18 protein-coding genes are annotated in these 21,509 nt (G+C 61.4%); 13 read left to right on the top strand and 5 right to left on the bottom strand.

The genetic code is table 11. The features are described from left to right. Positions 1-151: 151 nt before the first annotated feature. Entirely contained in the window at positions 152-1,213 is a 1,062-nt protein-coding gene (locus tag CSING_RS11790; RefSeq protein ID WP_042532543.1) for a ferredoxin--NADP reductase domain-containing protein, read from the bottom strand. A 283-nt stretch (positions 1,214-1,496) separates the two neighbouring features. Here CSING_RS11790 and CSING_RS11785 point away from each other — a divergent pair, with 283 nt between their 5' ends. The 5 genes from CSING_RS11785 to CSING_RS11765 are packed head-to-tail and all read left to right on the top strand — an operon-like array spanning position 1,497 to position 6,458. After that, on the top strand, positions 1,497-3,170 hold the full coding sequence (locus CSING_RS11785; protein ID WP_042532540.1) for a nitrite/sulfite reductase: 1,674 nt from the start codon (positions 1,497-1,499) through the stop codon (positions 3,168-3,170). After that, positions 3,167-3,433: a hypothetical protein gene (locus tag CSING_RS11780; RefSeq protein WP_042532538.1), complete on the top strand. Its 267-nt coding sequence runs from the start codon at positions 3,167-3,169 to the stop codon at positions 3,431-3,433. The genes CSING_RS11785 and CSING_RS11780 overlap by 4 nt, the downstream gene beginning before the upstream one ends. Continuing rightward, a complete protein-coding gene (locus tag CSING_RS11775; protein ID WP_042532536.1) occupies positions 3,430-4,212 on the top strand; it encodes a phosphoadenylyl-sulfate reductase in 783 nt (260 codons plus the stop codon). Before CSING_RS11780 ends, CSING_RS11775 begins: the two co-directional genes overlap by 4 nt. A 36-nt stretch (positions 4,213-4,248) precedes the next feature. Further along, positions 4,249-5,181: a sulfate adenylyltransferase subunit CysD gene (gene cysD, locus CSING_RS11770; RefSeq protein WP_042532534.1), complete on the top strand. Its 933-nt coding sequence runs from the start codon at positions 4,249-4,251 to the stop codon at positions 5,179-5,181. Further along, positions 5,181-6,458 (top strand): sulfate adenylyltransferase subunit 1, encoded by a 1,278-nt coding sequence (locus CSING_RS11765; RefSeq protein ID WP_042532531.1) that lies wholly within the window; start codon positions 5,181-5,183, stop codon positions 6,456-6,458. Before cysD ends, CSING_RS11765 begins: the two co-directional genes overlap by 1 nt. Before the next feature lie 31 nt (positions 6,459-6,489). On the opposite strand, the gene CSING_RS11760 is transcribed toward CSING_RS11765, so the two are convergent. Continuing rightward, a complete protein-coding gene (locus CSING_RS11760) occupies positions 6,490-7,125 on the bottom strand; it encodes an LppP/LprE family lipoprotein (protein WP_042532529.1) in 636 nt (211 codons plus the stop codon). A gap of 50 nt (positions 7,126-7,175) precedes the next feature. After that, positions 7,176-7,676 (bottom strand): LppP/LprE family lipoprotein, encoded by a 501-nt coding sequence (locus CSING_RS11755; RefSeq protein WP_042532525.1) that lies wholly within the window; start codon positions 7,674-7,676, stop codon positions 7,176-7,178. Positions 7,677-7,787: 111 nt separating this feature from the next. Between CSING_RS11755 and CSING_RS11750 the strand changes: the two genes are divergently transcribed. Beyond that, on the top strand, positions 7,788-8,354 hold the full coding sequence (locus CSING_RS11750) for a nucleosidase (protein WP_042532523.1): 567 nt from the start codon (positions 7,788-7,790) through the stop codon (positions 8,352-8,354). Positions 8,355-8,480: 126 nt separating this feature from the next. Here CSING_RS11750 and CSING_RS11745 read toward each other — a convergent pair whose 3' ends face one another. After that, positions 8,481-9,776 (bottom strand): AI-2E family transporter, encoded by a 1,296-nt coding sequence (locus CSING_RS11745; RefSeq protein WP_042532521.1) that lies wholly within the window; start codon positions 9,774-9,776, stop codon positions 8,481-8,483. Between the two features lie 51 nt (positions 9,777-9,827). After that, the gene (locus tag CSING_RS11740; protein ID WP_042532519.1) at positions 9,828-13,271 is read right to left on the bottom strand and encodes a proline dehydrogenase family protein; all 3,444 of its coding nucleotides are present in this window, start codon (positions 13,269-13,271) and stop codon (positions 9,828-9,830) included. An 850-nt stretch (positions 13,272-14,121) separates the two neighbouring features. On the opposite strand from CSING_RS11740, the gene CSING_RS13405 reads away from it, so the two are divergent. From CSING_RS13405 to grpE, 7 genes are all read left to right on the top strand, one after another. Further along, on the top strand, positions 14,122-14,850 hold the full coding sequence (locus tag CSING_RS13405; RefSeq protein WP_236683980.1) for an LGFP repeat-containing protein: 729 nt from the start codon (positions 14,122-14,124) through the stop codon (positions 14,848-14,850). 29 nt (positions 14,851-14,879) lie between these two features. Beyond that, the gene (locus tag CSING_RS11730; protein ID WP_144403145.1) at positions 14,880-15,623 is read left to right on the top strand and encodes a hypothetical protein; all 744 of its coding nucleotides are present in this window, start codon (positions 14,880-14,882) and stop codon (positions 15,621-15,623) included. Positions 15,624-15,667: 44 nt separating this feature from the next. Further along, positions 15,668-16,669, top strand: coding sequence for a hypothetical protein (locus tag CSING_RS11725; RefSeq protein WP_144403144.1), 1,002 nt, complete (start codon positions 15,668-15,670; stop codon positions 16,667-16,669). A gap of 10 nt (positions 16,670-16,679) precedes the next feature. Continuing rightward, entirely contained in the window at positions 16,680-17,720 is a 1,041-nt protein-coding gene (locus tag CSING_RS11720) for a hypothetical protein (protein WP_042532512.1), read from the top strand. Positions 17,721-17,783: 63 nt separating this feature from the next. Continuing rightward, positions 17,784-18,452 carry a hypothetical protein gene (locus CSING_RS11715; protein ID WP_042532510.1) on the top strand — a complete coding sequence of 223 codons (669 nt, stop codon included), beginning with the start codon at positions 17,784-17,786 and terminating at the stop codon, positions 18,450-18,452. A gap of 499 nt (positions 18,453-18,951) precedes the next feature. Next, a complete protein-coding gene (dnaK, locus tag CSING_RS11710) occupies positions 18,952-20,796 on the top strand; it encodes a molecular chaperone DnaK (RefSeq protein ID WP_042532508.1) in 1,845 nt (614 codons plus the stop codon). 3 nt (positions 20,797-20,799) lie between these two features. Beyond that, entirely contained in the window at positions 20,800-21,504 is a 705-nt protein-coding gene (gene grpE, locus CSING_RS11705; RefSeq protein ID WP_042532506.1) for a nucleotide exchange factor GrpE, read from the top strand. Positions 21,505-21,509: the final 5 nt, after the last annotated feature.

Here is a 21,509-nt window from a genome sequence, read left to right as displayed (position 1 = left end):
GATGCGCGGGGTGAACGGCGCGACCGCCAGCCAGGCCGCCGCGAGCGCCAGCAGCGCGAGCGGGAGCGAACAGATCCGGGCCAGCCATTGCATGCAGACCAGGATAGCGCCTGCCGGGCGGACCGGCGGCGGCAGACTGGGACTAATCCGCTTACTGGCCGGCGCGGGCGTGCTCGACCATTTCCTCCCACTCGACGATCTTCTTGCGCTCGCGCGGCAGGGCAGACTGCTCGCCCAGCTTGCGCTCGGCCTCGTCCAATCGGTACCAGCCGTCCCAGGTGGTGTAGGGGATGTTGCGCTCGTCGAGCAGTTCGAGAATTTCGTCCGGGCCGGTGTGCGACGGGGTGGCGAGCTTGCCGGCGCTGGCGTCGGCGATGAGCATGTCGGTGGTTTCCTTCGCGTTGGACTTGGTGCTGCCGATCAGGCCGATCGGGCCGCGCTTGATCCAGCCGGTGACGTAGAGCTTGTCCTCAAAGCCGGCGTCGTCCTCGATGGTCTCCAGAACGTGGCCGCCGTCGTTCGGGATGACGTTGCGCTCCACGTCGAAGGGCACGCCGTCGACGGGCTCGGAGCGGTAGCCCACCGCGTGGTAGACCTGCTGGACCGGCCAGTCGGTGAACTTGCCGGTGCCCGTGATGCCGCCGTTGCCGTCCAGCTCCTGGCGCTCGGTGCGGAGGCCGGTGATGGCGCCGGAGTCGTCGGTAAGCACCTTGACCGGCTCTTCGAAGAAGTGGATGTAGATTTTGTGCGGCGCGTCGTCCGGCTCGCGCATGGCGTACTGCTCCAGGACCTGGCAGTTCAGGTCGACGGACTTGTCGGCACGGCGGACTTCCTCGCTTGTGGCGTCGTAATCAATGTCCTCCGGGACCACGAGCACCTGGATGGTGTCGGAGAGGTCCATCTCGCACAGCTCCTTCGGGGTGAACTTGGCCTGCGCGGGGCCACGGCGGCCGAACATGTGGACCGTCTCCGCCTTGTTGTTCTTCAGGGACTCGTACACGTTGTCCGGGATCTCGGTGACCAGGAGCTCGTCGCCGGTCTTGGCCAGGATGCGGGAGATGTCGAGTGCGACGCCGTAACGGATCAGCCCGAAGGGGGCGGGCATCTGCTCGAAGAGGTCGACGTGGATGTCGTGCTCGTCGTTGCGGAGGAGGAGGTCGGAGGCGTAAATACCGGCGGGGCCGGCGCCGACGGCGGCGACACGTAAACTCAGTGAGGGTGTCCTTTCAAGGTAGGGAACCGTTAATATTGGAGCAATATAGCGTACAGACAGCTTGGTCTAAAAATGGGTTGGTGTCAAGGGGTGCGGGTGCGGCGTGGCGTCGAGAAGCGAACTGCTCGCTGCAAGTTGGAAAACATTCAGGTAAAAACCGCTGGATGAGCTGGGGGAAGGAAATAGTACTTGCCGTAGACCGCTCAGTACGGCAAACTCGACCGCACGGAAATTTAGTGCCGCACGCCATAGACCGCTCGGTCTGTTCATTAAGGAGGAAGGCATGCCAGCATCGACGGCGACCCGCGCCGTGAAGGAGCGCGCGAAGAAGCCAGAGGGGCAGTGGCTTATCGACGGCACCGAGCCCCTCAACCACGACGAGGAGCTCAAGCAGCGCGAACCCGTCCTGGAGGTCAAGCAGCGCGTCATTGACACCTACGCCAAGGGTGGCTTCGACTCGATCGACCGCGAGGACCTGTACCCGCGCTTCAAGTGGCTCGGCCTGTACACGCAGCGCAAGCAGAATCTCGGCGGCGAGCACACCGGCGAGGACAACTCGGTGCTGGAAGACAAGTACTTCATGATGCGCATCCGCTTCGACGGCGGTATCTGCTCCACCGAGCAAGCCCGCGTGGTCGGCGAGATCTCGCGCGACTACGCGCGCTCCACCGTGGACCTCACCGATCGGCAGAACATCCAGCTGCACTGGGTGCGCATCGAAGATGTGCCCACCATCTGGGAGAAGCTCGAGTCCGTTGGACTGAACACGTGGGACGCCTGCGGCGACGTGCCGCGCGTGGTCCTGGGCTCGCCGGTCGCGGGCATTGCCAAGGACGAAATCATTGACGCCACCCTGGCGATCCGCGAGATCCAGGACATCGTCACCAACGAGGAGTTCCAGAACCTCCCGCGCAAGTTCAAGACCGCCATCTCCGGCAACGCGCGCCAGGACGTCGTCCACGAGATCAACGACCTCGCCTTCATCGGCGTCGAGCACCCGGAGCTCGGCCCCGGCTTCGAGTGCTACGTCGGCGGCGGCCTGTCGACCAACCCGATGCTCGCGCAGTCCCTCGGCGCCTTTGTCACCTTCGAGCAGGTTCCCGAGGTGTGGGCCGGCGTGGTGCGCATCTTCCGCGATTACGGCTACCGACGCCTCCGCAACCGCGCCCGCCTGAAGTTCCTCGTGGCCAAGTGGGGCGCGGCCAAGTTCCGCGAGGTCCTGGAGAACGAGTACCTCGGCTACGCGCTGCCCGATGGCCCGAAGGCGCCCACCAACCTCATCGACCGCGACCACATCGGCGTGCACGAGCAGCGCGACGGCAACGTCTACCTCGGCGTCAAGCCCACCCTGGGGCACATGTCCGGCGAGCAGCTCATCGAGGTCGCCGAGTTGGTGGAGCGCTACGGCTCCACCTCCATGCGCTTCACCCCGTTCAAGGAGCTGCTGATCCTTGACATCGCCCCGGACAAGGCCGAGGCGCTGCAGGCGGACCTGGAGAACCTGGGCCTGTACTCCAAGCCCAGCGAGTTCCGCCGTGGCCTGCTCTCCTGCACCGGGCTCGAGTACTGCAAGCTCGCGCACGTGACCACCAAGTCCCGCGCCATTGAGCTTGCCGACGAGCTGGAGGAGCGCTTCGGCGATCTGGACAGTCCAATCACCATCTCGCTCAACGGCTGCCCCAACGCCTGTGCCCGCCACCACGTCTCCGACATCGGTCTGAAGGGCCAGACGGTGACCAACGCGGACGGCGAGCGTGTCGAGGGCTTCCAGGTGCACCTGGGCGGCACCGTCGGCGAGGGCGCCAACTTTGGCCGCAAGCTGCGCGGCCACAAGGTCGCGTCGACCGAGCTCACCGAGTACGTCACCCGCGTCGTGCAGAACTACGTGGACAACCGCGAAGAGGGGGAACTCTTCCGCGAGTACCTGTTGCGGGCCGACGAGGAGCAGCTGCGATGAGCTTTCGCCGCCAGCCGAACCCGAACCGCAACCACCCGACCTTCTGCCCATATTGCTCGGGCGAGGGCCTGTGGCCGGATGAGGAGACCGAGTTCGCATGGAAGTGCGATGCCTGCCTGCGAATCTTCGAGGTGAAGTTCTACGGGCAGGACGACCCGGACCACGCCCCCGCGCCCGCGCCGTCAACCCCGCAGGCACTGCAAGATTCACTCGCTCGCCACGGGCACACCTCGGTGGCGCGCAACCCTGGAGGCACGAAATGATCAACCTTTTGCAGGGCGACAGCTCGCAATACAAAGACCCCGAGGTCAGCCCCGACGGCCCGACCACGACGGCGCCGCTCGACGAGGCCACCGCCGCGCGCAACGCCGAGCTCGTGGACAAGTACGCCGCATCGCTTTACGACGCCACCGCGGCCGACATCCTCACCTGGGCCCATGAACACGCGCCAGGCCCGCTCGTGGTCACGCTGTCCATGGAGAACACGGTCTTGGCGGAGCTGTCCAAGCAGTTCCTGCCGGGCGCCGACTTCCTCTTCCTGGACACCGAGTACCACTTCGCGGAGACACTCGAGGTGGCGGACAAGGTGGAGCAGCGCTACCCGGACAACCGCCTGGTCCGCGCGACCGCGCAGCTGAGCCGCGCCGAGCAGGATGAGCTGTACGGGCCGAACCTGTACCGCCGGAACCCCACCGCCTGCTGCCGGATGCGCAAGGTGGAGCCGCTGGCGGTGCACATGAGCCCCTACGTCGGCTGGATCACCGGTGTGCGCCGCGACGACGGCCCGACCCGCGCCGAGGCGCCTGCGCTGAGCCTGGACAAGACGGGCCGGCTAAAGATCTCACCGCTGGTGACCTGGACGCTGGAGGACACCGACGCCTACATCGCGGACAATGACCTGATTATCCACCCGCTGACCACCCAGGGCTACCCCTCGATCGGCTGCGAGACCTGTACGTTGCCGGTAGCGGAGGGCGAGGACCCTCGCTCGGGACGCTGGGCGTTTGCGCAAAAGACCGAGTGCGGCCTGCACACCGACTAGATCGCTGGAACCTGGGACAAGGAGTAGAAGGACCACATGACTGTTGCAACGAACGGGGAGCGCGCCGGCGGCGGTACGCTCTCACCGCACCTGAAAGACTTAGAAGACGAGTCGATCCACATCCTGCGCGAGGTGGCCGGGCAATTCGACAAGGTAGGCCTGCTCTTCTCCGGCGGCAAGGATTCCGTCGTCGTCTTCGAGCTCGCCCGCCGCGCCTTTGCGCCGGCGACCGTGCCGTTCGAGCTCCTCCACGTCGACACGGGCCATAACTTCCCGGAGGTCATCGAGTTCCGCGACCGTCTCGTTGAGGAGTCCGGCGCGCGCCTGCACGTGGCGCTGGTCCAAGACTGGATCGACCGCGGCGACCTGCAGGAGCGCCCTGACGGCACGCGTAACCCGCTGCAGTCCGTGCCGCTGGTGGAGACAATTGCCAACCGCGGCTATGACGCCGTTCTGGGCGGCGCGCGCCGCGATGAGGAGCGTGCCCGCGCCAAGGAGCGCATCTTCTCCATCCGCGATTCCTTTGGCGGCTGGGACCCGCGCCGCCAGCGCCCCGAGCTGTGGGACCTCTACAACGGCGGCAAGATGGCCGGCGAGAACGTTCGCGTCTTCCCCATCTCCAACTGGACCGAGTCCGACATTTGGGAGTACATCGGCGCCCGCAACCTCGAGCTGCCGTCCATCTACTACTCCCACCAGCGTGAGGTGTTCAAGCGCAACGGCATGTGGCTGACCCCCGGCGAGTGGGGCGGGCCGCGCGAGGACGAGCAGCTGGAAACCCGCACCGTGCGCTACCGCACCGTGGGTGACATGTCCTGCACCGGTGCGGTGGAATCCACCGCCTCCACGACGGATGAAATCCTCGCCGAAATCTCTGTGTCTACTCTCTCCGAGCGCGGTGCCACCCGCGCCGATGACAAACTGTCCGAGTCCGCCATGGAGGACCGCAAGAAGGAAGGCTACTTCTGATGAGCAACGTTTCCGCGCTTAAGCAGCGCGATACCCTGCGCCTGTGCACCGCCGGCTCCGTCGATGACGGCAAGTCCACCTTCGTCGGCCGCCTGCTTTATGACACCAAGTCCGTCCTGGCGGACCAGGTGGAGTCCATGGAGCGTTCCTCCGCCGATCGCGGCTTCGACGGCATGGACCTCTCGCTGCTGGTCGACGGCCTCCGCGCCGAGCGCGAGCAGGGCATCACCATTGATGTGGCCTACCGCTACTTCGCCACGGACAAGCGCACCTTCATCCTCGCTGATACCCCGGGCCACGTGCAGTACACGCGCAACACGGTCACCGGCATGTCCACGTCCCAGGTGGTGGTGCTGCTTATCGACGCCCGCCATGGCGTCGTCGAGCAAACCCGCCGCCACCTCAATGTCGCAGCGCTTCTCGGCGTGCGTCACGTGGTGCTGGGCGTGAACAAGATTGACCTGGTGGACTATGACGAGGCGACCTTCCGCGCCATTGAGACCGAGTTCAACGAGATTGCCGCCCGCCTGGGCATCACTGATTCGGTGGCCATCCCGATTTCGGCGCTCAAGGGCGATAACGTAGTCGAGCGCTCCACGAACATGGACTGGTATGAGGGCCCGACGGTTCTCGAGGTCCTGGAGACCGTGCCCGTGGCCACGGGCCGCGCCGATGACCTGGACTTCCGTTTCCCCATTCAATATGTCATCCGCGAGCATGCTTCTGACTACCGCGGCTATGCCGGCCGTGTGAAGGCAGGTTCGGTTTCGGTGGGAGACACCGTGAGCGCCCCGGGCGGGCGCACCACGACCGTCACCGGCATTGATACCGCCGACGGCCCGCTTGCGGAGGGCGAATCCGCCACGGCGGGGGACTCGGTGGTGCTGTTGCTGGCCGACGACATCGATTTGGCCCGCGGCGACCTCCTCGCCGGATCTGAGCGCCCCGAGGCCGTGCGTGAGTTTGCTGCCACCGCGGTAGTGCTCACGGAAAAGGACCTCACCCCGGGCCAGATGCTCAAGCTGCGCTACGGCTCTGACCTGGTCAAGGCCCGTATCGCGTCGGTGGACCGCATCCTCGACCTCGACGGCGTGGCCGATGACGAAGCTCCGGAGAAGGCCACGCTCAACGACATCGCCTACATCACCGTTCAGACCCAGGCGGAGCTGCCCGTCGAGGACTATGCCGCCCGCGGCGCGGTGGGCAACTTCTTGCTCATCGATGCCTCCAGTGGCAACACCCTTGCCGCCGGCTTCGTGGGCCAGCGCCTGCGTTAAAGGTTGCGTTGCGGCGGCCGAACCGCCGCGCTTAGCTTCCCGGCGGGACGTCGCCGCTCATGATGACCTTCTGCTGGGCGTCGTCCCAGCGGAAGCCGGCCTCCGTAGTTCCGGTGTGTTCCGCATTGGCTTCGCCCTCGCGCGGCCAGTGGTAGGTCACGGCAATCTCAGTGCCGCTGACCTGCTCGACGGTGGGGAAGAAACCGTAGGGCTCGGCGGTGGCGGTTCCCAGATAGTCGCCCTTGTGGAAGAGCATGATGTGGTACGGCGAAGAGGCCGTTCCGCGCTCGATAGTGATGATCTGCCAGCTCAGCTCCGCACAAGGATCGAACTGTGAAAAATCCACCAGCGTCCAGTTGTTGTCCTTCCACGGAGGAATCGTGCCGATTCCTGATTCATAGGCCGCGTGGGCGTCGATAGACTCGCAGGATTCCGCGTCCGCTTCTTCTGCCGGGGATTCAGCAGGAAGCGTCGGCGAGGCGCCCGCGGCCGGTGGTTCCGACACAGGGTCATCAGTGCTCTCCGTGTCATCCGGAGCGTTGTCCGTCGCGCTGTTTCGGACGGTGTCGAACGCTGGCGAATTATCCTGCGCCGCGTCGCCGGAGCAGGAGGCGAGCGGGAGGCAGAGAAGGGCAGCGCCCATAAGTACACAGCTACGCCTCAACATTGATGTTCCTTCCTCGCATTGTGCGCCTCATGTGGGGCGCACGACTGGCTCTATTTTATCTGGGCCTTCGGGGGAACATCGCCGTTCATGATGACCTTCTGCTGGGCGTCGTCCCAGCGGAAGCTAGCATGCGTCTGGCCCGTCGGCGCGGCATTGGCGTCGCCTTCTTGTGGCCAGTGGTAGGTCACGGAAATCTCGTTGCCATTGACCCGCTCCACACTGGGGAAGAAGCCATAAGGCTCAGCGGTGGCGGTGCCGAGGTACTGGCCGTAGTGGAAGAGCATGATGTGGTGCGGCGAGGAAGCCGTTGCGCCCTCGATGGAAATGGTCTGCCAGCTTAAGCTCGCGCAGGGATCGAAGTGGGAGGAATCAACCAGTGCCCAGTTGTGGGCATTCCACTGCGGAATTTGGGCGATGTTGTCGTTGAAAGTCGCCTGGGCGTTTCCTGCCTCGCAGACTACGGGGCTGGCCTGGGCTTCTGCAGGGCTGCTGCATGCCATAAGGGGGAGGCAGAGCAGTGCGGCTGCGGCGAATACTCGTGGGGTGAACATGGTGTTCTCCTTTCTGAGGTCTCGGTGTGGTTCCAGACCCTACAAGTGGCCGTGGACCCCAGACCAGAGCCGCGGAGAACATTCCTCGGGTCACCGGGTAGTCTCGCAGGCATGGAGAATGTCTTGTTTGTTGCCGCCGTTGACGCCGAAGCCTCGCACGTGCCGGAGGGAGCGCCGCTGCTCATCACGGGTATCGGCACGGTTCCGGCCGCGATTGAGCTCACCAACGCGCTGGCGTCCGCGCAGGTGCTGCCGGAGCGCGTCATCAACATTGGTACTGCGGGCGCGCTTGTCGACGATCACTCTGGCGTCTTCGAGATCTCCCACGTGAGAAAGCACGACTTCCACCTGGACGTGCTCAGTGATGTCTCGCGGTACCTCCTGCCGGAGGTCATCGAGCTGGAGACCTCCGGCAAGTTGCCGACGGCCACGCTGGCCACGGGTGATTCTTTTATCTCGGACACTCAGACCCGCACGCGGCTGGCGGAAGAGTCGCAGCTGTGTGACATGGAAGGCTACGCCATCGCGGCGGTGTGCAGAAAGTTTGGGGTGCCGTGCACGTTGCTCAAGCAGGTGTCGGACACCGCCAATGAGGAGTCCTATGGCACGTGGGCCTCGGTGCTGGACCGTGCGGCAGAGGAACTGGCGGAAGCCTTCGATACGGTGTCCGCAGACTAGGCCCTACATATGGAAAGTGCCCTAGTTGCCAAAACCATTGCTCCCGTCGCGGGTGGTGGGGGAGAAGTTTGGCAACTAGGGCAGTTGCACGGCCGAGAAAGCTCGAGCCATGCGCCGGTTCTGTGGCTAGCGGGCGCCGCTGGCCTCAAGGTGCTCGTAGAGTTCCATGACGGTGTCGTGGCCCTCGGTGGTGGAGATCTTGATGTGTTCTGCCTCGAGCTCGCCGGCGCGCAGGCTGGCCATCTCCTGGTGGTAGCGGAAGACTACGGCGATGGTGGCGGCTACCGGCACGGCGAGGAAGGCGCCGATAATGCCGGCGAGGGCGGAACCCACGGTCACGGACAGCAGCACCATCGCGGCATGGAGACCCATGGCCTTGGACTGGAGCATCGGCTGGAGGACGTTGCCCTCCACCTGCTGCACGATGACGATGAGCGCCAAGGCCAGCAGGGCCTTGGTGAGGCCGTCGGACACCAGCGCGATGATGACCGCGAGAGCGCCGGCGGTGACGGCGCCGATGACCGGGATGAAGCTGGCGAAGAAGGTGACCACGGCAATGACCAGGGCCAGGGGGACCTGGAGGGCCCAGAGGCCGAGGCCGATGAGGATACCGTCGACAGCCGCCACGGCAGCCTGGGCCTGGATGAAGCCGGAGAGCGTATTCCACACGCGGGTGAGCAGCTCCGTGGCGTGCCAGCCGGCGGAGTAGCCGGTGTAGGTGCGCAGCCAGGGCAGGAATTTATCGCCGTCTTTGAGGATGAAGAAGGCGACGAAGAGCATGATAGCTAGGGCCATGGCGATCGAGCTAGCCATCGACACACCGGAAATCACCCCGGTGGCGATGTTGGAAGCTTGGCCCTTGATGAAGGTCATGGCGTCATCAAGTACTTCCTGCACCTTCTCCGCATCGATATCGAAGGGCAGGTCATTGGCCATTTCAACGAGCTTATTCAAGCCGTTCTCGGCCTGGCTCACCAGCGCGCCTCCCTGGGAGGACACAACCGGCGCCATCGCGGCGAAGACGCCGCCGATGATGGCCAAGAAGCCGAGCAGCGTGGTGATGGCAGCCAGCGCGCGGGGGAATTTCTTGCTCCGCAGCCACGCCGTGACCGGGTACAGGACGGTGCACACCAGGATGGCCAGAATGACCGGCAGCAGGCCCACCCAGATGAACTTCAGCAGGTAGCCGGCAAGGCCCACGCCGGCGACCACGATGATGAAGATCAAGCAGACCTTGGCCAACGACACGGCATCGCGGCCGAGGACGCGGGACTTGTCGTCGGTTTCCGAGGGGTGGATGGTGGCATCTTCGCTAACTGGTGTCGCCGCAGCGCCCGAGGTGCGGGGCTGCGGCGCGGTGGTGGCCTCGTCGGCCAGGGAGTCAGTGCCCGGCAGGGCACCGTCGCCGTTGTTTTTACTCATGCGCTATATCTTTGCACACAAGATATCTGTGCACATAAGCAGAAGAAACGACTATGCGCGGATGCTGCCAACCTCACGGATGATGCCGAAGCGGTGCATAGTCACGGAGACTGCCTGCTCGAGGAGGAAGGGAAGGAGCTCGCGGCGGCCGTCGGCAAGCACAGGCTGGTCCAGCACCACGGAGTTGGACTTCACTGCGGCCTCGTAGACGCCCGGCTCCACCGATCCGACCGTACGCACGCGGCCGGACTCCAGCGCCGCAACCTCGCGGGTGAAAGCCTCCAGCGCCACACCATCCACGTTGAAGCCCAGTTCACGCAGCTCCGCAGCCTTCTCCGGGGCAGCGCTGATGCGAACCGGGGAGTTCGTGCGGGTGGCAGCAAGGGCGAGGCGGGCGACATCACGGAGCGAGGCATCCGCCCCAATGCGCACCTGCAGCGGGGTGAGCACCGGACGGTAGCGGAAGACGTTGGCCTCGCAGACCAGGCCGGCGCGGTCGTGGGAGCGGCCGAATTCCTGCTGCCAGGCCAGTTCGTCGAGCTCCGCAGCGCGCCACAGCCAGGCGGTGTCCTCATCGGACAGCGACAGGACATCGAAGGCACGCAGCTGGGCGGCCACCGGCTGGGAAATGTCGACGTCGAAGGGGCGCAGCGGGCCATCGGCCCAGGTACCGAACTGTGCCACGTAGTTCGGGCCACCGGCCTTGGCACCCGGGCCCATGACGGACTGCTTCCAGCCGCCGAAGGACTGGCGCTGCACAATCGCGCCGGTGATGCCGCGGTTGACGTAGGCGTTGCCCACCTCGACGCGCTCGAGCCAGTAATCAATCTCATCATTGTCCAGCGTGTGGATGCCGCCGGTGAGGCCGTAGCCGGTGGAGTTCTGCCACTCGATGGCCTCATCGAGGGTCTCTGCGTGCATAATGCCCAGCACTGGGCCGAAGCACTCGTTGACGTGGAACCAGGAGCCCGGGCGCACGTTATCGCGGATACCCGGTGACCACAGGGTTCCCTCCTCGTTGAGCTTCTTCGGCTTGATGAGCCACTTTTCACCCGGCTCCAGCTGGGTCAAGCCGCGCAGGAGCTTCTCGCCCGGGGCCTCGGCTAGGCCGTTCATCGTGGTGGTGATGTCGTGGCCGGGGCCGGGGATGAGGGTCTCGACGGCGTCGACAAGCTGCGAGCGCAGACGCTCCGACTCGCCCGCCGCACCGACGAAGATGACTAGCGAGGACGCCGAACACTTCTGGCCGGAGTGGCCGAAGGCGGACAGGTAGAGGTCCTGAATGGCCAGGTCCGGGTCCGCGGACGGCGTAATGATGAGCGCGTTCTTGCCGGAGGTCTCCGCCATGATGTTCATCTGCGGGTCCCAGGAACGGAAGAGCTGGCCGGTGGCAGAAGCGCCGGTGAGGATGACGGCGTCGACATCCGCGTGGGAGATGAGCGCGCGGCCGGCGTCGGACTCGTCGGTGAAGACGAGCTGCACCAGGTCCGGGTCGAGGCCCTGGGATTCCAGGGCGGTGCGGAAGGCGTCTACGACCACCTTGGCGCAGTGCACGACCTGCGGCGCGGGCTTGATGATGACGGCGGAACCGGCAGCGAGTGCGGCGGCAATACCGCCGGTGGGGATGGCCACGGGGAAGTTCCACGGCGGGGTCACCACGGTGACGCGGTGCGGGGAGAACTCGGCGGCGTAACCGTCGAGCAGGCGCGCGGACTGGGCGTAGTAGGTGCAGAAATCGATGGCCTCAGAAATTTCCGGGTCAGTCTGCGTGACGGTCTTGTTGGCCTCATAAGCGGCGACGGAGATGAACTCGCCGCGGCGGTTGGCCAGCTCATCGGCCACGGCCTCGAGCGCACGGGCGCGGTCCTCGGCGTCGCGCGCGCCCCAGTCGGCACCCAGCTCGGCGGCGCGGGCCACGTGCTTGTCGACGTCCCCCGCATCCGTCACCTGCTCCACGCCATGCGCGCCAGGGTCGGTGTTCAGCGCCTGGATGGCCCACTCGCGGTTGGGTTCCAGGGCCGGGTCGGTATCCGGCTCGTTGGCAAAACGTCCGGTGCGTGGAGCCTGGCGCCCGGATGCGTGCGTGGCTTCCTCCAGGCGGTTCTGGGTACGGCGAGCACCGGCGAAGGTGTCCCAACGGTTGTCTACTGCCTTGCGGAAGACGGCCTCCTGATCCTGCAGCGCCTTCTCTTCCGGGGCGAAGAGGGCGTAGAGGAAGTTCTGCGGGGCGGCGTTCTCCTCCAAGCGGCGCACGAGGTAGGACACAGCGACGTCGAAGTCCTCCATATGCACCACCGGCGTGTAGAGGATCTGGCGGCCCTCGAAGGCCTTGCGCACTGCGGCCTGCTGGGCCGGGGACATGCCCTGGAGCATCTCAGAATCCATCATGGACAGCACGCCACGCTTCTTGCCCAGCTGGTAGGCAAAAGCCGCGGTGTAGAGGTTGTGGGTGGCCACGCCGATGCGCACAGCACCGTCGAACTCTGGGCGCAGGATGTAGTCGAGCAGGCGGTAGTAGTTAGCATCCACCTCATCCTTGGTGGAGTACGGCGCGGAGGGCCAGCCGTGGATTTCTCCTTGGACGTGCTCCATGGAGAGGTTGGCGCCCTTGACGATGCGAATCTTGATATGCGCACCACCCTCGGCCACGCGCTGCTTGGCAAACTCCGCCAGGTGTGCCAAGGCGTCGAAGGTGTCCGGCAGGTAGGCCTGGAGCACGATGCCGGCCTCGAGGTTCATGAACTCCGGCTCGCTGAGGATCTCCGTGAACAGGCGCACGGTGAGGTGGAGGTCGTGGTACTCCTCCATGTCCAGGTTGATGAAGACCTTGTCCGGGCGGCGGGTGGCGGCCTCATACAGCGGGCGCAGGCGCTCCTTAAGACGGACCAGCGAGCCCTCGATGTCCCACGGGTTGAGCTGGGCCACCATGGAGGAGGCCTTGACGGACACGTAGGTCACGCGCGGGTTCTGGATGAGCTTGAGGGTGCGCTCGGCACGGGAGCGAGCTTCCTTATCGCCGAGCACGGCCTCTCCCAGCAGGTTGAGGTTGAGCTGCTCGCCGGATTCAGCGGCCTTATCCAAGGTCTTGTTGAGGGCCTCGCCCTCAGCATCAAGAACCAGGTGGCCCACCATCTGGCGCATGCGCAGGCGTGCCAGCGGCATGACGAGGTTGGGCAGGATGGGGCCAAAGAAGCCGCCGAGGCCCACGAGGGAGCCGTTGATAAGTCCCAAGAAAGAGGCATCATAGCTGGTGGTCACGGACTTCAAAGCCTGGGCGGCCACCTTGTCATCTTCCGGCCGCATGACGCGGTCGACGAAGTCCATGGTGAAGGCCACGCCATCCGGGTTGCGCAGCAGGTCCGCGAGCTGCTCGGTGGCGGGGTCCTGCTCATCGGCGGTGGAAGCGAGCCAGGAGTGGGCTTGGGCCGCGGAGGCGTCGACAAGCGCGGCGTCAATATCGGTGGACTCGGGTACAGGGGTGTTGGCGTTCGTCATTGAGTTTCCTTGAGTAATGGGGTGTGAATGATGGGCGGTTAGGCCCGGCGAACCGGCGGGCGGTCGCCAGCACGACGTGTGCGGAGAACGGGAGAAATCATCGGATCCGTGTCCCTTTTCAATGAGTGCTGAGGTGTGACAACACTGGCGCGAAAGGTGTGTCACATCGAATGTGCGGACAGTATATGAAATCCCCATCACTTAAACCAGAACGGGGGTTGTGATGCGAGCGGGGGTGCTGGGGCGAAGCGCCGCAGCGGTCATACGCGTCCAGGTCCCACGGGTGCGTGGGCGCTGTGGGGTACGAAAATCAAGAAAGGAATGAGGAAAGCCCGTTTCTTATTGTACCGGCGGCCGATCGCTTAAACGACGAGTCCGCGTCTGAAAAATGCGCACTGCCTGCCGTTTCCTTTCTTATCCGATGGTGGGGCGACCTATGGCGCGCAGCCATCGAATGTGATACTGGTCAAAGTAGTTCAGAAAAGTAATCTTTCCACGATGGGGGCGGGGAGGGGGACCCCCTCGGGCGTGGGCACGATCCACTGTGGCGCACATTGGTCTAAATGTTGGGGGAGCCTTATGGCGTTGGCATGGATGTTGGCAGACAGGCACTTGGGCCATATGGGAGGCGACTGCCCAATATGTGCATAGTCGGATAAGTGGAAGCGTCTGGATGAACGCAGGCGATAAGTGATGGTGCATTTTTGGTCTATGGCTACTGTGGGGGTAGGCGAAATTGGACGAAAGGTCTCAAAATGAGGCTTGTTACCCCCGCATGCGGGGGGGGGGGAGACGGGGATTCTTTGCGGTCTGCCGCCTCGTTGAGGGTGGACTGGGTAATAATTACTGCGTGTTGAATATCTCTCTTAGGCGAGGATATCTTGCCTCTCTCATTGCTATTTTTTGCGTTATTGCTTGCGTAGCGACTGCACAGGCAGACGTCTTTCATCGCTATTGGATTCGCGGCCCTATTTATGAGGCGTACGTCCGCCTCGGAGGTCATGGATTTTTCGGTGATGCTATTCGTAATGAAGCTCAGCTTCCTGATGGTGGCAAGTTTCAAGAGTTTCACAAGGACACATCGATCTATTGGCATCCTGATGCAGATAGTGGAATTGCGCATCAAATAGGAGGGGTCATTAGGGGGAAATGGGGTCAATTGGGGTGGGAAAAAGGACGCCTCGGTTATCCGGTAACTGATGAGTTGTCTCTGCCGAACCGAGAGGGAAAATTTAACCACTTCCAAAATGGTTCGATTTATTGGTCGCCAGAGACCGGGGCTCATGTTATCGACGGCCGCATTCGCGAAAAGCGCCCCGATTTACAATTCAGGGTTAATAAAAACATGGAAGATACAGGGGATGTGAACCTCGGCCTTTACAAAAACGGAATCTTTACTGAGTTTGATTCACGCTCGAGTAATCGAGCTTTTGGTCATGGAGGAAGCGCGCTCTTTGCTAATCCTGGCGGAACGGTTTTGCTGGTGGAGTTAGATTCTTCAATGCTGTCAAAGCAGGCGCAGGAGGCACTGAAAGATTATGCAGAACGAGTAGCGAAGGAGGCCAAAGCGAAAGGATGAGTGGAGCTGGAAATGGAAAGGACAATACAGTGAAGAAACCAGAGTATATATTTGAATGTGGTAAGGGAATCTACGACTATGTCACTTTTGTTGACTGTGATATTGAGTCGGCATGGGAGTATTGGATTTCGAGGTATATCGGCGATCAGGAGATCTTGGCTCAACCTTTGCCGTTGCGTGATGGGGGCGTTGAAGCGTGGAAAAGGGATACTCGCGAGGAGCTAGAGAAAGCTCCTGAGCAAAGGGTAAAGCGAATCCTGACTGAAACGTCAGCTCCTGGTTGGTGTGCATTTGTAAGACCAGCCGTGGTGGGGGAGCCTACTCCTCGGTATGACCGGTACCATCTGTGTGGTCCAAGTCCTGGGATCCATCTAACTCCCTGGGCGAGGTATATAACTGCACAGTATATTCGAGAAGAGGATACGAGAAAATCACGTTCAATCATGATTAACTACACGGATTTTCGGCGGGAGGTATTTTTTCAAGGTGGCATGATTGGTGACCAACTTGCGAACGAGGTGCAGAGGGGGGTGGACAGTTTTCAAGACTCCCTCTGGGTTGACAAAACCAGGCGACGGGTGCCCTCATGGATTAATTGGGACCATGATATGAGCTTTGAGGGCAGAGGGTTTGCTCAGTTGAAAATTGAGCAGATTCGGCTCATGCTTGGCCGCCAAGGGATTGATTGCAGTGATGAAGAGTTGTTTTGTGGTCGCTTCCGTCAAGTAGGGGGATGGGATTTTAAGAAGTCTTTGAATGAGGTAGTGGAATGACGTTCAATTTTGGGCAACTCCCAGTCGGTAAGGATGTTTGTTTTGTGCGAACGACTATTGAAAATGTCGAGCAAGCATTTATGGAATATCCCTATGCCGGAACTCACCACATGACTGATGACTTTCAGTTAGGAAAGAAAGAGTGGGAATCGTTGTATGTTGGGGAGTCGACGGTGGATGATTGGTGTAGGTTGCTTCTTCCACAGAATTTTTTGCATTCCGTTATGTTCGTTGATGTCGATCTTCCGGGATGGGTTGCCGTTGTTTTATGTGAGCCTTTCCCGCTTGGAGTGGATTGGGGCTATAAGATAGCCGATTTGGATATTCGTAGAAGTCGATCAGTTGGTATTCCGGATGACGGTGTGGTCGGCATTCAAATCGGAGGTTGGCCTGGTGCGCGGCGGCACCGCTCCCTCCTTGGACTCGATAAGGCCGACAGACTTTTTGTCACGGTTACGGGAATGGTTGATAAAGGATATGATCCACCTCCATTTGGTTATTACGATGATCTTACGGTTGCCAGGTGGACTTTTGAAGCGTGGGGGATGGAAAAGTATGAGGGCTTAGACTCCCCGGTGTGGCGGGATATGGATAGGGAGATGAAGCCTCCGGCTATAACCGAGGAGTTTAAAGGGCGGCGTGAAAGGATGTTCCACTATGAGGTCGCGGGACGGTCGGCACCGACGTCTGTATTTTTTGATAGCGATGGAAATCCAACGAATGGATACGGAGAAGAGGATAGCTACTATACCAAGCTTCTAGATGAGATATTGGCCCGCGTTCCGTTCGATTATCGTGGGCATGAACGTTTCAATGAGTTCTTTTCTACTGCACACGTTGCGCGGTGGCTGCGTGAGGGTTATGGGATTCGCTGGGATGATCCGGAGTTCTATTCCGGTAAGACATTGGTATATGCGGCTGTGGAACCTGAGGTATCGAGCCTTGACGCCATCACAAGTCCTCGAATGCCAATCGAAGAGTTTCGCGCTCTGTGGAAGATCGATACGGATAAAGTAAATGACCTCATCTCACGTGGAAAATTCTAGGGGGACTGCCATGATTGATACTTTTGCAGCTACGCGCCCGGTTATTGCTGCGCTGAGCTATTTGGGCTATAAATTTATGATCGTGCCCGTTGATGATGAAGGCGGTGCCTATTTCCAAATCCCCACACCTTTGTCGACGGTGTACATTCGGCACGTACCGGGCACCGACATCATTATGGGTGACATCGTAGAGACTCAATTTCCGGAGTCAGCTATGCGAGCGGACTATGATCGTGTCGCGCAACAGCTTCGCGAACTGCCTTTTGCTGTCTTTTTCCTCGTGGATGAACAAACCCCCGCTGGAGTTAAGATAGCGCTGCGAGCCATGCTCCGTCTCGAGTCGGGGTGCACCTGGGAACAGGTGGTTTCTTTCGTACGAATGCTCGTCGAAGTGGGGGAGCACAGGTTTGCACAACTCCGCAAGGCTACGTGGGAGATATCTCCTCTGACGGAAGATGTATTCGATCTGGAGACAGCGGAGATTAATTCCGTCGTTAAACTGCCGGAAGAATTCCGCTCTCCAGCGTTCGGAATTTCACATGAACCAACATCTCCAGTGACAATAGCGCGGCTGCGCGAATACTTGGATGGAGCTGGGGCTGCGGTCAGCGTGGTTAATGAGACCATGCTGCACGCTGAATTGGATGATGCCTATACTTTTTCCTGGGAAAAGTTCGCAGCACGCAATGGTGAGATAGAAACTCTGCGAATTTCCACAGCGGGCCCGCTCACGGAGCCGACACGGCGAGGATGGCTATCTAAACTATCGCGGCGTTCTGTGGCGTCGGCGGATGAGATTTTCGCTCGCCTGAAAGACAAGGACATCGCCCCAGTGGAAGAACGATTTGCCCAGTATGCCCCGGCAAGTCAACTTCATTGTGAAGGTGACCAGCTTCGCATTGCGCGTAGTCTCGATATCACCGAAGGTTGGGATGAAACGCAACTGGCGGTGGCGATGTATCGCGCGACGAATGAACTCTTGGAAAGTTTACAGATTGCGCAGAAATTGATGAGCCGTCACCTTGATGGCCGCAGTCTTGACTTGGCGTAACAACGTGGACGTGGCGAAGTAGGACGCCTCGACTTTATAGGACTCTGAGAATGGAGAAGCATTATGTCTATTGACTGGAAACAGTTTGGGCTCCCGGATCCGATTGGAGAGCTGGCACATGGGGGCCACACCATCTATACATTTGATTCGGGATTGCCTGAGTATTCAGTGCTTGATGAGTTGCATGAGCAAGGATTGCACGGTGCCCTGTGGGCAATGTGGAACGAGAGTATTGATCCCGATGATGTCGAAGAAGAGGACCTTGCTCTGGTCGGTGGATTGAAGGAGTACAAGGAATTCATCGGGCGCGAGTATGAGGCGCTCGCAGCGTTTGGCTTGAATCCTGACCTCTCGGTGCGCGCTGAGGCTGAGGTTGATGAGCCGTCTGTCTGGACTGATTCGGGGGACATTTGGGAAGAGGAAATTGCCAATTCTCAATTTGCGGTAGTGGAAGCATCAGTGGGGCAGGCGGCGATGGCTATGTCCTGTACAGCCTGTGCAAATGTTCTTCCACTGGGCGCCCTGGGACATGTGTTTGATGCTCTGGATACTCGTTTCGGTATGCAATTGCTGGGACTTGGGGACCAAGAACTCCCAAATGTGATTGTCCGTTTCCCCAACGTTGATGGGCAGCGCGAAGACATTGTGGCGGCCTTGAGCGCTGTTGCCGATTGGTTCGATATCTATGAGGAGCCGAACGGGGCGCTGCAGGCAAACCTGTGCTGGGATTAATGCAGATTGGCGTTGAAGTGCGCGGGGTACTTGCGTCGGGAGGGCGGGGCGAGACGTTCCTAAAAGGTGGTAAGGCTCGCGCACGCATCTGTCGGGCGCTTCTCAGGGTGAAGAAGTGCCTACAGTCGTTGCACCTGACTTTCACAATTTGTCTTAGTCCGTGAAAGTCCGTTCAGCCTAACCTAACTCAAGGACACCGCGCTACTGAAAGTCAGGATGCATTGCCTGCCGTGTCTCGGGCGCGGAAATCGGGGTTTCGGGGAGGAAGCGTGTGCAGATTTTTCATAGGTTGACCAGCCATGTTGTGGGCGTGGATAAAAAACTTGAGTGCGTCGGGAACAACTTTTGGGGACTTGGCGTTGTAAGGGTTGAGTGACCGGCGCTCAGGTTTGGATGACTTCGAGTGGCGCTTCTGTTAGAGTCGCTGACTGAACGCGGCAGAAGTTGAGTCGCGAACAATCAACTTAAGAACAAAACCCAACAAGCAAGGAGAAACATCATGGGACGCGCAGTAGGAATCGACCTCGGTACTACCAACTCGGTCGTATCCGTTCTGGAGGGTGGCGAGGCCACCGTTATTGCTAACTCCGAGGGTTCCCGCACCACCCCGTCCGTCGTGGCTTTTGCCAAGAATGGTGAAATCCTCGTCGGCCAGTCCGCGAAGAACCAGGCGGTTACGAACGTTGACCGCACCGTTCGCTCGGTCAAGCGCCACATTGGTACCGACTGGACCATCGATATCGATGACAAGAAGTACACCCCGCAGGAGATTTCGGCCCGCACGCTCATGAAGCTCAAGCGCGACGCCGAGGCTTACCTGGGCGAGGACGTGACCGACGCCGTCATTACCGTCCCGGCTTACTTCGAGGATTCCCAGCGCCAGGCCACCAAGGAGGCCGGCCAGATTGCAGGCCTGAACGTCCTGCGTATCGTTAACGAGCCGACCGCCGCCGCACTGGCTTATGGCCTGGAGAAGGGCGAGCAGGAGCAGACCATCCTGGTCTTCGACCTCGGTGGCGGTACTTTCGACGTCTCCCTGCTGGAGATCGGCGATGGTGTCGTTGAGGTTATGGCTACCGCTGGTGACAACCAGCTCGGTGGTGATGACTGGGATCAGCGCATCGTTGACTGGCTCGTGGAGAAGTTCAAGGCTTCCCAGGGCGTTGACCTGACCAAGGATAAGCGCGCCGTGCAGCGTCTGCGTGAGGCTGCGGAGAAGGCCAAGATTGAGCTGTCCTCCTCGCAGTCCGCCAACATCAACCTGCCGTACATCACGGTGGACTCCGAGAAGAACCCGCTCTTCCTGGATGAGACCCTGTCCCGTACCGAGTTCCAGAAGATCACCCAGGATCTGCTGGACCGCACCAAGGCTCCGTTCAACCAGGTCATCAAGGACGCTGGCCTGTCCTTGTCCGAGGTTGACCACGTGGTCCTCGTCGGTGGTTCCACCCGTATGCCGGCCGTGTCCGACCTGGTGAAGGAACTCACCGGCAAGGAGCCGAACAAGGGCGTAAACCCGGATGAGGTCGTGGCCGTGGGTGCTGCGCTGCAGGCAGGTGTCCTGCGCGGTGAGGTCAAGGACGTGCTGCTTCTCGACGTCACCCCCCTCTCCCTCGGCATCGAGACCAAGGGCGGCGTGATGACCAAGCTCATCGAGCGCAACACCACCATCCCGACCAAGAAGTCCGAGACCTTCACCACGGCTGATGACAACCAGCCTTCCGTGCAGATTCAGGTCTTCCAGGGTGAGCGCGAGATGGCTTCCGCCAACAAGCTGCTCGGCTCCTTCGAGCTTGGCGGCATTGCCCCGGCACCGCGCGGTATCCCGCAGATTGAGGTCACCTTCGACATCGACGCCAACGGTATCGTCCACGTGACCGCTAAGGACAAGGCCACCGGTAAGGAAAACACCATCAAGATTCAGGATGGTTCCGGCCTGTCCCAGGAAGAGATCGACCGCATGGTCAAGGACGCTGAGGCTCACGCCGAAGAGGACAAGAAGCGCCGCGAGGAGCAGGAGACCCGCAACCAGGCAGAGTCCACCTCCTACCAGACCCGCAAATTCATGGATGAGAACTCCGACAAGCTGCCGGAGGACCTCAAGACCCGCGTGACCGAGGCTGCTGACGCCGTCGACGAGGCCCTCAAGGGCGATGACATTGAGGCGATTAAGTCGGCCGTCGAGAAGCTGGGCACCGAGTCCCAGGAGCTGGGCAAGGTCCTGTACGAGGCGCAGGCTGCTGAGGCAGGTGCCGAGGGCGCTGCTGCTGGTGACGCTGCGGGTGACCCGAACGTCGTCGACGCCGAGGTTGTCGACGAGGACGACGAGAACAAGGAGAAGTAAACCATGACCTCCCCTCAGGACCCGGGCAACCCGGCCAACACCGACCCTGAGGCAACCTCCGCCGACGCCGCGGAGGCTGCCGCCGCCGAGGCCGCTGCTGCCGATGGTGCTGCTGACGAGGCCGCTGAGGCCCAGGCTGACGCCGCGACCGCAGACACCGCTGAGGCTGAGGCCGCCGTGGATGATGCCGCACGCGACATCGCCGAGGAAGAAGCGGCTGACCCGGCCGTGGACACTGCGGAGAACTCCCTGGAGGCTCAGCTGGCTGAGCGCACCGAGGACCTCCAGCGCCTCAATGCGGAGTACACCAACTACCGCCGCCGCACCGAGCGCGACCGCCAGGCCGTGATCGAGACCACCAAGGCCAAGGTCCTGGCAGGTTTCCTGCCTATCCTTGATGACCTGGAACTCGCCCGCCAGCATGGTGACCTCACTGAAGGCCCGCTGAAGGCCATCGCGGACAAGCTCAACGGCGTGCTCAGCAACAACCAGCTGGTGCCTTTCGGTGAGGAAGGCGATGCCTTTGACCCCGAGGTGCACGAGGCCGTTCAGGACCTCTCCACTGGTAATGAGCAGGCAGTGGGCACGGTGCTGCGCCCTGGCTACAAGGTAGGCGAGCGTGTTGTGCGTACCGCCATGGTGATTATCGCCGACCCTGCCGGCCAAGCAGAGTCTGCTTCTCCGGATAGCCCGGATAGCGCAGAATAATGGCA

This window comes from Corynebacterium singulare, from assembly GCF_000833575.1.
Taxonomy (GTDB): domain Bacteria; phylum Actinomycetota; class Actinomycetes; order Mycobacteriales; family Mycobacteriaceae; genus Corynebacterium; species Corynebacterium singulare.
This window is presented reverse-complemented; position numbering and strand designations above follow the sequence as displayed.

Bases quoted from the DNA above. Each gene is read 5' to 3' on its own strand.
- CSING_RS11785 (WP_042532540.1), top strand. From the start codon at position 1,497: ATGCCAGCATCGACGGCGACCCGCGCCGTGAAGGAGCGCGCGAAGAAG.
- CSING_RS11780 (WP_042532538.1), top strand. From the start codon at position 3,167: ATGAGCTTTCGCCGCCAGCCGAACCCGAACCGCAACCACCCGACCTTC.
- CSING_RS11775 (WP_042532536.1), top strand. From the start codon at position 3,430: ATGATCAACCTTTTGCAGGGCGACAGCTCGCAATACAAAGACCCCGAG.
- cysD (WP_042532534.1), top strand. From the start codon at position 4,249: ATGACTGTTGCAACGAACGGGGAGCGCGCCGGCGGCGGTACGCTCTCA.
- CSING_RS11765 (WP_042532531.1), top strand. From the start codon at position 5,181: ATGAGCAACGTTTCCGCGCTTAAGCAGCGCGATACCCTGCGCCTGTGC.
- CSING_RS11760 (WP_042532529.1), bottom strand. From the start codon at position 7,125: ATGTTGAGGCGTAGCTGTGTACTTATGGGCGCTGCCCTTCTCTGCCTC.
- CSING_RS11755 (WP_042532525.1), bottom strand. From the start codon at position 7,676: ATGTTCACCCCACGAGTATTCGCCGCAGCCGCACTGCTCTGCCTCCCC.
- CSING_RS11750 (WP_042532523.1), top strand. From the start codon at position 7,788: ATGGAGAATGTCTTGTTTGTTGCCGCCGTTGACGCCGAAGCCTCGCAC.
- CSING_RS11745 (WP_042532521.1), bottom strand. From the start codon at position 9,776: ATGAGTAAAAACAACGGCGACGGTGCCCTGCCGGGCACTGACTCCCTG.
- CSING_RS11740 (WP_042532519.1), bottom strand. From the start codon at position 13,271: ATGACGAACGCCAACACCCCTGTACCCGAGTCCACCGATATTGACGCC.
- CSING_RS11720 (WP_042532512.1), top strand. From the start codon at position 16,680: ATGATTGATACTTTTGCAGCTACGCGCCCGGTTATTGCTGCGCTGAGC.
- CSING_RS11715 (WP_042532510.1), top strand. From the start codon at position 17,784: ATGTCTATTGACTGGAAACAGTTTGGGCTCCCGGATCCGATTGGAGAG.
- dnaK (WP_042532508.1), top strand. From the start codon at position 18,952: ATGGGACGCGCAGTAGGAATCGACCTCGGTACTACCAACTCGGTCGTA.
- grpE (WP_042532506.1), top strand. From the start codon at position 20,800: ATGACCTCCCCTCAGGACCCGGGCAACCCGGCCAACACCGACCCTGAG.